The sequence below is a fragment of the Luteococcus peritonei genome (assembly GCF_039526385.1).
In the GTDB taxonomy this organism is placed as follows: Bacteria; Actinomycetota; Actinomycetes; order Propionibacteriales; family Propionibacteriaceae; genus Luteococcus; species Luteococcus peritonei.
Map to the genome: position 1 here is coordinate 1 of NZ_BAAAIX010000016.1, position 9,327 is coordinate 9,327.

The 9,327-nt window shown below is 67.3% G+C and carries 7 protein-coding genes and 1 pseudogene; 7 read left to right on the forward strand and 1 reads right to left on the reverse strand.

Annotated features, from left to right (window positions below):
- Positions 1 to 195: 195 nt before the first annotated feature.
- Positions 196 to 1,084, reverse strand: a pseudogene (locus tag ABD073_RS07295) (ISL3 family transposase); the annotation flags it as partial.
- 63 nt (positions 1,085 to 1,147) lie between these two features.
- Between ABD073_RS07295 and ABD073_RS07300 the strand changes: the two are divergent.
- From ABD073_RS07300 to ABD073_RS07330, 7 genes are all read left to right on the forward strand, one after another.
- Positions 1,148 to 2,377 (forward strand): IS30 family transposase, encoded by a 1,230-nt coding sequence (locus tag ABD073_RS07300; RefSeq protein WP_343873345.1) that lies wholly within the window; start codon positions 1,148 to 1,150, stop codon positions 2,375 to 2,377.
- Between the two features lie 119 nt (positions 2,378 to 2,496).
- Positions 2,497 to 4,164, forward strand: a complete 1,668-nt coding sequence (gene istA, locus ABD073_RS07305) for an IS21 family transposase (protein ID WP_343873346.1) — start codon at positions 2,497 to 2,499, stop codon at positions 4,162 to 4,164.
- Positions 4,161 to 4,973 (forward strand): IS21-like element helper ATPase IstB, encoded by an 813-nt coding sequence (gene istB, locus ABD073_RS07310; protein ID WP_343873347.1) that lies wholly within the window; start codon positions 4,161 to 4,163, stop codon positions 4,971 to 4,973. The genes istA and istB overlap by 4 nt, the downstream gene beginning before the upstream one ends.
- A 199-nt stretch (positions 4,974 to 5,172) precedes the next feature.
- Positions 5,173 to 5,913: a DUF6803 family protein gene (locus ABD073_RS07315; protein WP_343873348.1), complete on the forward strand. Its 741-nt coding sequence runs from the start codon at positions 5,173 to 5,175 to the stop codon at positions 5,911 to 5,913.
- A gap of 31 nt (positions 5,914 to 5,944) precedes the next feature.
- Complete coding sequence (locus ABD073_RS07320) at positions 5,945 to 6,640, forward strand: response regulator transcription factor (RefSeq protein ID WP_343873349.1); 696 nt, start codon at positions 5,945 to 5,947, stop codon at positions 6,638 to 6,640.
- Positions 6,641 to 6,723: 83 nt separating this feature from the next.
- Positions 6,724 to 7,779, forward strand: a complete 1,056-nt coding sequence (locus ABD073_RS07325; protein WP_343873350.1) for a sensor histidine kinase — start codon at positions 6,724 to 6,726, stop codon at positions 7,777 to 7,779.
- A gap of 35 nt (positions 7,780 to 7,814) precedes the next feature.
- Complete coding sequence (locus ABD073_RS07330) at positions 7,815 to 9,293, forward strand: multicopper oxidase family protein (protein WP_343873351.1); 1,479 nt, start codon at positions 7,815 to 7,817, stop codon at positions 9,291 to 9,293.
- The last annotated feature ends 34 nt before the right edge of the window (positions 9,294 to 9,327 follow it).

A 9,327-nucleotide genomic window follows, 5' to 3' on the forward strand; every position in this document is an offset into this window, starting at 1 on the left:
ATCAGACGGTCACACAGGCCGCCTGACCAGCCCCTAGAAATCTGTCAACCAAACTGGGGGCAGTCCCGAGTTTGGCCTTGCGCAGGTTCGCGCCCATCAGTTGCGCACGGGTGTCAAGGGACATCGGGATCTCCCTGTCCGCGGACAGTTCATCTCCGTGCTGGCGGTCAGTTGATCTCCCTGGGGATTACCGGCTCATCGCATTTGAGGGTGTAGCAGGGGTCTGAAGCCGCCTGATTCGAGGAGGCTGCGGGCGATGTAGTTGGTGAGGTTACGGAAGCCGAGGGCGGAGCCGCGGAGGTGCTCGAGCCGTCCGTTGATCGCTTCGGTGGGGCCGTTGCTGGTGCCGGGTCGGTCGAAGAACGCCAACACGTCCGTGGAGCGCTGGGTCAGGGTCCGGCCGAGCTTTCCCAGTTCCTCGAGGGTGTCGGGGACCTTCTTGCTCAGTGCCGCGATCACCTTCTCCATCTTGGCCTTGGCCTTGGCGCGGTCAGGTTCTCGATAGGCGGCCACCATGGCCTGGTAGACCTCCCAAGTCGCCTCAACCGCGGCGTGCTTCTCGTGGGCGAACAGCATGCTGAGCCGCTCCCGTTGCCGGTCGGTCAGCAGGCTCATCCCGGTGTGGAGGGTGCGGCGCGCCTTGTAGAGCGGGTCGTCCTTGCGGCCTCTGCGCTTGTGGAGCTGCTGCTGGACGCGTCGCCGGCAGTCGTCCAGGGCGTCGCCGGCCAGGCGGACGACGTGGAAGGGGTCCATGACCGCGACTGCGCCGGGCAGAGCCTCGCCGGCGGCGGTCTTGAACCCGGACCATCGCCACGACCTCGATGCGGTCCTTCCATTGCTTGGGGCGGGCCTCGAGCCAGGCCTTGAACGCTGCCTTCGAGCGGCCCTCGATCATGTCCAGCAGCCGCGCGGGCCCGGTCCTGTCCCGTGCCGGGGTGAGGTCGATGATCACGGTGACGTACTTGTCGCCGCGCCGAGTATGGCGCCAGACATGCTCGTCAACACCGATCACGCGGACTGCGTCGAAGCGGGCGGGGTCGTCGATCAGCAAGCGCTGGCCCTCGGTGGTTGTGACAGCTTGGTTTGGCCCCGTTGTGACGGGGCGCATTTTGGTGGTCGTTGCAACACCTGAGATCAGGAGTTGCCCATGGCCAGGCCAGGTCCGAAGCCGCAGTACGCGAAGCGTGAGGCGTTGGAGAAGTTGTTGTTGCGGGGCGTGTCGATGTCGGAGGCGGCGCGCCGGGTCGGGGTGGATCGCAAGACCGCGAAGCGCTGGCGCTACGGCCGCACGGTCCCCACACAGGACGGGCGGGTGCTGCACTATGCCCCCGTGATCCTGCTCAAACCGGCGAAGCCTTCCTCGCCTCGCTACCTCAGCCTGGACGAACGGGTCCGGATCGCGGACCTCCATCGTGAAGGCCACAGCCTGCGCGCGATTGGCAGGCTCATGGGCCGGCCGGCGTCGACCATCAGCCGCGAACTCCAACGCAACACGAGTCCTGCCGGCCGCTACCGGCCACACCAGGCACACCAGCGCGCGATGGCGCGCCGCCCACGACCCCGCACGAGCCGTCTGGCCCGAGACCCCGTGCTGCGCGAGTACGTCGAGAAGCAACTGTTGCGTCGCTGGAGCCCCGAACAAATCGCCCAAGTCCTGCCCACGATGTTTCCCGACCAGCCCGAACGATGGATCTGCGCCGAGACGATCTACCAAGCCGTTTACCGATCTGACTTGGGAGGACTCCAGCGAGCGCTGCCCGGATTCGTACTGCGTCAGCGGCATCGTCAACGGATGCGACGACGTCACCCCCTCGCACGCCGGCCCGGACGTAACCACGTACCCACGATGACCTCGATCGACCAGCGGCCCGCCAGTGTCCTGGACCGACGCGAGTGCGGCAACTGGGAAGGCGACCTCATCATGGGGTCGGGCAACACCTCGGCAGTGATCACCTTGGTAGAGCGCTCCTCACGGTTCACGTTCGTCGGCCACCTGCCACCGGGCCGCAAGGACTCGGCCACAGTATGTGACGTCGTCGCGGGCTTCCTCGCGTCGTTGCCGCCCCACCTGCGTCGGACCTTGACTTGGGACCAGGGCAACGAGATGGCGCAGCACGCCACGATCACCGCTCGAGTCCCCGGGCTGGAGATCTACGTGTGTGACGCGCACGCGCCATGGCAACGCCCCTCGAACGAAAACACCAACGGGCTGCTGCGTGACTACCTACCCAAGGGCACGAACCTGGCGGTCTTCGACCCAGTCGCCATCGCCGAGATCCAGCATCAGCTGAACGAACGGCCCCGCAGGAGCCTCGAATGGCAGTCCCCGCAGCAGGTCTTCGCTAGCCTGCAGAACACACCCGTGTTGCAACGATGACTGGAACCCACCCGGCCTGAATCGGCCCCACGTGCAGCCTGCCGGGGTGTTGACAGTCTGAATTGGCCCCGCCCCTCCCCGCTGGTCCCCATCCACTGGTGTGAGGCGAGGAGGCCGAGATGGGGTCACGAGTGCAACTGTTTGCCGACATCCGCCACGACGCGCGAGTCGATGGTCTGTCCATCCGCGAACTCGCGCGCAAGCACGGGGTGCACCGCCGCACCGTCCGCCAGGCACTCGCCTCGGCCGAACCACCACCCCGCAAGACCCCGGTCCGCACCGCCCCACGGCTGGACCCGTACAAGCCGGCGATCGACCAGATGCTGCTCTACGACCTGACCGCCCCGCGCAAGCAGCGCCACACCGCCACGAGGATCCTGGCCCGGTTGCGTGACGAGCACGGCGCGACGGACCTGTCCTACTCGACGGTGCGGGACTACGTCCGGATCCGCAGGGCGCAGATCGAGCTGGAGGCCGGGCGGCGGGTGGAGGCGATGGTGCCGCAGGACCACGCCCCCGGCGCGGAGGCGGAGGTCGACTTCGGTGAGGTGTATGTGATCCTCGACGGCGTCAAGACCAAGTGCCACATGTTCGTCTACCGCCTGTCGCACTCGGGCAAGGCGATCCACCGCGTCTACCCGACCGGCGGGCAGGAAGCCTTCCTCGAGGGCCACATCGAGGCCTTCCACGCCCTGGGCGGCATCCCGACCCGCCACATCCGCTACGACAACCTCACGTCCGCGGTCGTGCAGGTCATCCATGGCGGTGACCGGCTCCGCGAGGAGAACGAACGCTGGGTGCTGTTTCGTTCCCACTACGGTTTCGACGCGTTCTACTGCCAGCCCGGCATCGACGGCGCCCATGAGAAGGGCGGTGTCGAGGGCGAGGTCGGCTGGTTCCGCCGCAACCACCTCACCCCGATGCCCGAGGTCGCCAGCCTGGACGAACTCAACGACCAGATCCGTGTCTGGGAAGTCGACGACAACACCCGCCGGATCGCCGGCCATGCGAACACGATCGGGCAGGACTACCGCGCCGAACTCGACCACCTGGCGCCGCTGCCGGCCGATGACTTCGACCCCGGCCTGATCCTCCACCCGCGCGTCGACCGCTCCGCCCTGATCACCGTGCGCATGGTCAAGTACTCCGTTCCGGCGCACCTGATCGGGCAGCGCGTCCGGGTCAGTCTGCGGGCCTCGTGCGTGGTCGTGTTCGAGGGCCGCACCGTGGTCGCCACCCATCCCCGCCTCGGCACGCGTGGGGTGACCCGGGTCGAGCTGGACCACTACCTCGAGGTTCTGCGCCACAAGCCCGGCGCGTCCCCCGGCTCGACCGCCCTGGCCCAAGCCAGAGCCGCGGGGGCGTTCACCGCCGCCCACGACGCGTTCTGGGCTGCCGCCCGCAAGACCAGCGGCGACGTCGCGGGCACCCAGGAGTTGATCGACGTGCTCCTGCTCCACCGATCCCTTCCGGCCGAGGCGGTGATCGCCGGCATCACCTCAGCCCTGTCCGTTGGTGCGATCAGCCCCGACGTCGTCGCCGTCGAAGCCCGCCGCCACGCCACCACCCACACACCCGCCCCAGTCAGCCCGACCAGGCGGGGGACGGTCGTGAACCTGCCACCACGACGCCCCACCGACCCGCACCAGGTCATCGCGCACCTGCCCGAGGACACCCGCCCCCTGCCCACTGTCACTGCCTACGACGAACTCCTGCGCCGCCGCCAACCCGACCCCGCCCCGGCCTCCGCCGAGGTCCACCACCACACCCAGACAGGAACCCCATGACCACGAACACCAGCAGCTCCCGTCCGGGCGGTCTTCGTCGTCGTCACGGCCTCACCGAACAAGCCGCCCAGGCCGCGATCGACCAGGCCTGCCGCCGCCTACGACTGCCCACCATCCGGTCCGTCGTCGATGAGGCGATCACCACCGCCACCAAGGAACAACTCACCTACCAGGGCTTCCTCGCCGAGCTGCTCCTGGCCGAGGTCGACGACCGTGACCGGCGCTCTACCCTGCGCCGTATCAAGAGCGCCGGATTCCCGCGCGAGAAGTGGCTGGCCGACTTCGACTTCACCGCGAACCCGAACATCAACCCCGCCACCATCAACGAGCTCGCCACCGGCGACTGGATCCGCCGCGGCGACCCGCTGTGCCTGATCGGGGACTCCGGCACCGGCAAGTCCCACCTGCTCATCGCACTCGGCACCGCCGCCGCAGAACAGGGCTACCGCGTCCGCTACACCCTCGCAACCCGCCTGGTGAACGAGCTCGTCGAGGCCGCTGACGAGAAGCAACTCACCAAGACCATCAACCGCTACGGAAGAGTGGATCTCCTGGTCATTGACGAACTGGGATACATGGAGCTCGACCGGCGCGGCGCCGAGCTGTTGTTCCAGGTCCTCACAGAGCGGGAGGAGAAGAACGCCATCGCGATCGCGTCCAACCAGTCCTTCTCCGCCTGGACCGACACCTTCACTGACCCCAGGCTCTGTGCAGCGATCGTCGACCGCCTCACCTACAACGCCACCATCATCGAGACCGGAACCAACTCCTATCGCCTCGCCCACACGCGAGCTCGCCAGACTCTGTGACTCGACGGGTCATGGCGTGGCCATCGAGAGCAGTGCACGGCAGAGAGGCGGCCGAACCGAGTGCCGGTCGACTTCTGGTGGGTTTCTGTGCCACTGCGGGTACTGCACAGGTCCGGGGCATCGATGGTCCGGACGGGGGAGGTGGGTGACAGCCGGTGTTCGCGGTGGATCTTGATCATTTCTTCACACTGTCTTGCTCGTGGCTCGACATGCCGCCTGGAGGCTTGGCGGCATGACGACGAATGAATCCTCATCCCTGGCTCGTGGGTCCCTCGCATTCCTGGGAATTGCCAGCGTGGCCGCGGTCGGGCTGGCCCTGGCCGTGCCCGACCTGACTGCTGGCTCGGGCATGGCTGGCATGGCGATGACCCACTACATGGAACTTCTCGCGGTGCGGCAACCGTGGAACCTGCTGTTGTTCATGGCCCTCCCGGTCATCCTGGCCGAGACCTTGGCGATCACGGAACTGGTCATGCTGCTGGGGCGCCGCAATGACCGGCCCGCAGCCCCGTGGGTGGCGAGGCTCAGTCGGGCTGCTGGCCTGCTCGCCGGTCCCGTGTGGGTCTTCATCGGGACGCACCTGATGGTCCACGCGGTGGTGCCCTTGACCATGAATGGGGGATGGCGCGGCCCGGCTGATGTCATCGCGGTCCTCAGCTACCTGGTCGGTGGCCTGCCCATGCTCGTGATCAGTCTCCTCGAGGCGGGGGTCCTGGGCCGCAGTAGTGAGAACCGTCTGCGGATGCACGTGGCGATGGTGGCGGCCTTCCTCGTGGTGGCCCACGTGGCGATGATCTTCGGGATGGTCGATCCGGCAGTCCTGGGAGGTGACACGTCGTCGAGCGTCATGACCCATGACATGGGTGGCATGTCCGGCATGAACCACGACATGGGCAGCATGAACCACAACATGTCCCCGTCCTCGCAACCGACGAGGTGACGCCTGCTGGGTCTCGTGGTGAGGTGGAGCCATGAGCGATGTGGCGCGCACTTCGGTGCTGGTGGTCGACGACGAACCGGTGCTGGCCGGCACGGTGAAGAACTACCTGGAACGGGCCGGCATGGCCGCAGACACCTGTGCAGACGGGAACGAGGCGGTGTCGCGGATCCGGGAGGAGCAGCCAGATGTCGTCATCCTCGACCTCGGCCTTCCGGGCCTCGACGGAGTGGAGGTCTGTCGCAAGGTGCGCACCTTCAGCGACTGCTACGTCCTGATGCTGACCGCGCGAGCTGACGAGGTGGACATGCTCATAGGGTTGTCCGTGGGCGCGGATGACTACCTCACCAAGCCCTTCAGCCCGCGCGAACTCGTCGCACGCGTCCAGGTGCTGCTGCGTCGCCCGCGATCCACGGCTTCCACGTCCGTCGCCCGCAGGATCGGGACCCTGGTGGTGCATCCCGACTCGCGCGAGGCCTTCATGGATGGTGTGGCGGTGGACCTGACACGCACCGAGTTCGACCTGCTGAAGGCACTGTCGCAGCATCCCGGACGTGTGTTGAGCAGGCGTCAGCTCACGGACATGGTCTGGGGCGAGGACTGGGTCGGCGACGACCATCTGGTCGATGTCCACGTGGCACACCTGCGCAAGAAGCTGGGTGAGGAGGCCGCCGATCCCCGCTACGTGCTGACCGTACGGGGCGTGGGCTACCGGATGGGCCGAGGCTGATGGGAGGACGGCCATCAGAGCTGTGGCCCGGGTTGTCGTGGGGTCGACGGCTGGTGTGGACACAGTTCGCCGTCCTGGTCACCATGAGCGTCACGCTGGTCCTCACCGCCCTGGAGATGGGCCCGCCGTTGTTCAAGAAGCACATGGCCGAGGCCGGGCACACCCAGCCCAAGGTGCTGGACCATGCCGAGCGTGCCTTCCATGACGCCGGTGCGGCCTCCCTGGGATTGGGACTTGCCGCCGCGATGATGATCGCGGCAGTGACGTCATGGGTGCTGAACCGCAGCCTCATCCGAGGGCTGGATGCCCTGGCCGAGGGGGCTGAGAGGGTCGCGCACGGCAACTACGACGACCCCGTGCGCATGCCGCCACTGGGGCGCGAACTCGAATCCGTGGCCCATGAGTTCAACCGGATGGCGGCCCAGATCGCGGCCACGGAGGCCACCCGACGACGCATGTTGACCGATCTTGGCCATGAGCTGCGAACGCCCCTGTCCGTGACGCGGGTGACGCTCGAGAGCCTCCAGGACGGAGTCGCCGTGTATGGGCCGGAAGTCCTTGAGGTCCTCCAACGCCAGAACGAGCGCATCACGGCGCTGGCGGCCGACATCTCCGAGGTCTCCAGGGCAGAGGAGGGGCGGATCCCCCTCGAACTACGGCTGACCCGCATCGATGACCTGGTGGAATCGGCGGTCACCTCGTGTGCGAAAGCCTGTGCCGAGGCAGGTATCCAGCTGGTGACCCGTGGCAACTGCCCCGTGGAGGTGGACGTCGACCCTGCACGCATCGGCCAGGTCCTGGACAACCTGCTGCGCAACGCCGTCCAGCACACGCCACGCGGGGGTGAGGTATGTGTGACGAGCTGGTCTGACACGGACTCGGTGTCCATCCAGGTCAGCGACACCGGCGCAGGCATACCCGCCGGTGAGGTGCCCCACGTCTTCGAACGCTTCTTCCACCAAGGATCACGCAGGGTCCGTGACGTCGACGGCGGAACCGGAGTCGGCCTGACCATCGCCAGAGCCGTCGCCCGGGCACATGGGGGCGACGTGCTGGCGGCCAGTCCGGGGGTGGGCTGCGGTGCGTCGTTCACCCTGGTGCTGCCACGAAGTCTTGATCGAATCTCCACACTTCCCTGACCCGGTCACAATGCGGGGCGGGAAGAGTCGTGGGCATGAACACGATCACTCGCCGACAGGCCTTGCTCGCCGGCCTCGGCCTGGCATCCACCAGCGCCCTGGCTGCATGCGGCGCCAAGCAGCCCTCCCCGGCCAGCACCACCCCGGCCACATGGGCCATCCCGACCCAGACACCACTCGCCACCCCGGCCGGGGCGACGACCGTCACCCACACCCTGACCCCGCGCCCTGTCACCTTGGACCTGGGCGGTGTCCTGGCCAAGACCTGGGCCTACACCGACGAACTCGACGGGAACGTCCTGCGCGGCAAGGCGGGCGACCTGTTCCGGGTCACGGTCGACAACCAGCTCCCCACAGCCACCTCGGTGCACTGGCACGGCATTGCCCTGCGCAACGCCTCCGACGGTGTGCCTGGTGTCACTCAGGACCCCATCGCCGCCAAGAGTGCCTTCACCTACGAGTTCGTCGCACCCCATGCCGGAACCTACTTCTTCCATCCCCACAGCGGAGTCCAGATCGACCGGGGGCTGTACGCTCCCCTCGTGCTGGACGACCCACGCGATCCGGGCGACCACGACGCGGAATGGGTCCTGGTCCTGGATGACTGGACCGATGGGGTTGGCAAGTCACCGGATGCGATCTTCGCCGACTTCAAGGCCAACAGCGGCCCCCTGTCCCAAGGAATGAACCACGACATGGGAGGCATGGACCACGGCAGTTCCCCCTTGGGCGATGCCGGAGACGTGAGCTACCCGCACTACGTCGTCAACGGCCGGATCCCGGCCGCACCGCGCACCCTCACGGCACGCCCCGGGGACAAGGTCCGGCTACGGCTCATCAATGCCGGAGCCGACACGATCTTCAAGGTCGGCCTGTCCGGGCACCGACTCACCATCACCCACGCCGACGGTTTCGCCGTGCAGCCAGTCGAGGCGACGGCCATCTACCTCGCCATGGGAGAAAGGATCGACGCCACCGTCACCGTCGGCGACGGCGTCTTCGTGCTGCAGGCCGCCCCCGAGGGCAAGACCGGTACTCCCGCCCGCGCCATCGTCAAGACCGGCGCCGGCAGCATTCCGCCGGCCACCACCCGAATCCCCGAACTCGGAGGAAAGGCTGTCCTTGGCACCGCCCTGCGCGCCGCCGACGCAGCCAAGCTGCCCGACAAGGAACCGGAGCAGACCCTCGAGGTCCAGCTCAACGGCCAGATGAAGCCCTACGCCTGGGGCATCAACGGCAAGAAGTTCGGTGAGGACACACCCCTGTCCATCAGCCCGGGGCAGCGGGTCCGGATGCGGATGACGAACATGACGATGATGGCCCACCCGATGCACATCCACGGCCACACCTGGTCCCTGCCGGGCAGTAACGGACTGCGCAAGGACACCGTGCTGGTACTGCCCATGCAGACCATCGAGGCCGACCTGCAGGCCGACAACCCGGGAGCCTGGATGCTGCACTGCCACAACATCTACCACGCCGAGATTGGCATGATGACCAGCCTGCGCTACTGACCCCAGCCCACGCCGGTGCGGTTCCCGCGTCACC

Bases quoted from the DNA above. Each gene is read 5' to 3' on its own strand.
- istB (WP_343873347.1), top strand. From the start codon at position 4,161: ATGACCACGAACACCAGCAGCTCCCGTCCGGGCGGTCTTCGTCGTCGT.
- ABD073_RS07320 (WP_343873349.1), top strand. From the start codon at position 5,945: ATGAGCGATGTGGCGCGCACTTCGGTGCTGGTGGTCGACGACGAACCG.
- ABD073_RS07325 (WP_343873350.1), top strand. From the start codon at position 6,724: ATGAGCGTCACGCTGGTCCTCACCGCCCTGGAGATGGGCCCGCCGTTG.
- istA (WP_343873346.1), top strand. From the start codon at position 2,497: ATGGGGTCACGAGTGCAACTGTTTGCCGACATCCGCCACGACGCGCGA.
- ABD073_RS07330 (WP_343873351.1), top strand. From the start codon at position 7,815: ATGAACACGATCACTCGCCGACAGGCCTTGCTCGCCGGCCTCGGCCTG.
- ABD073_RS07300 (WP_343873345.1), top strand. From the start codon at position 1,148: ATGGCCAGGCCAGGTCCGAAGCCGCAGTACGCGAAGCGTGAGGCGTTG.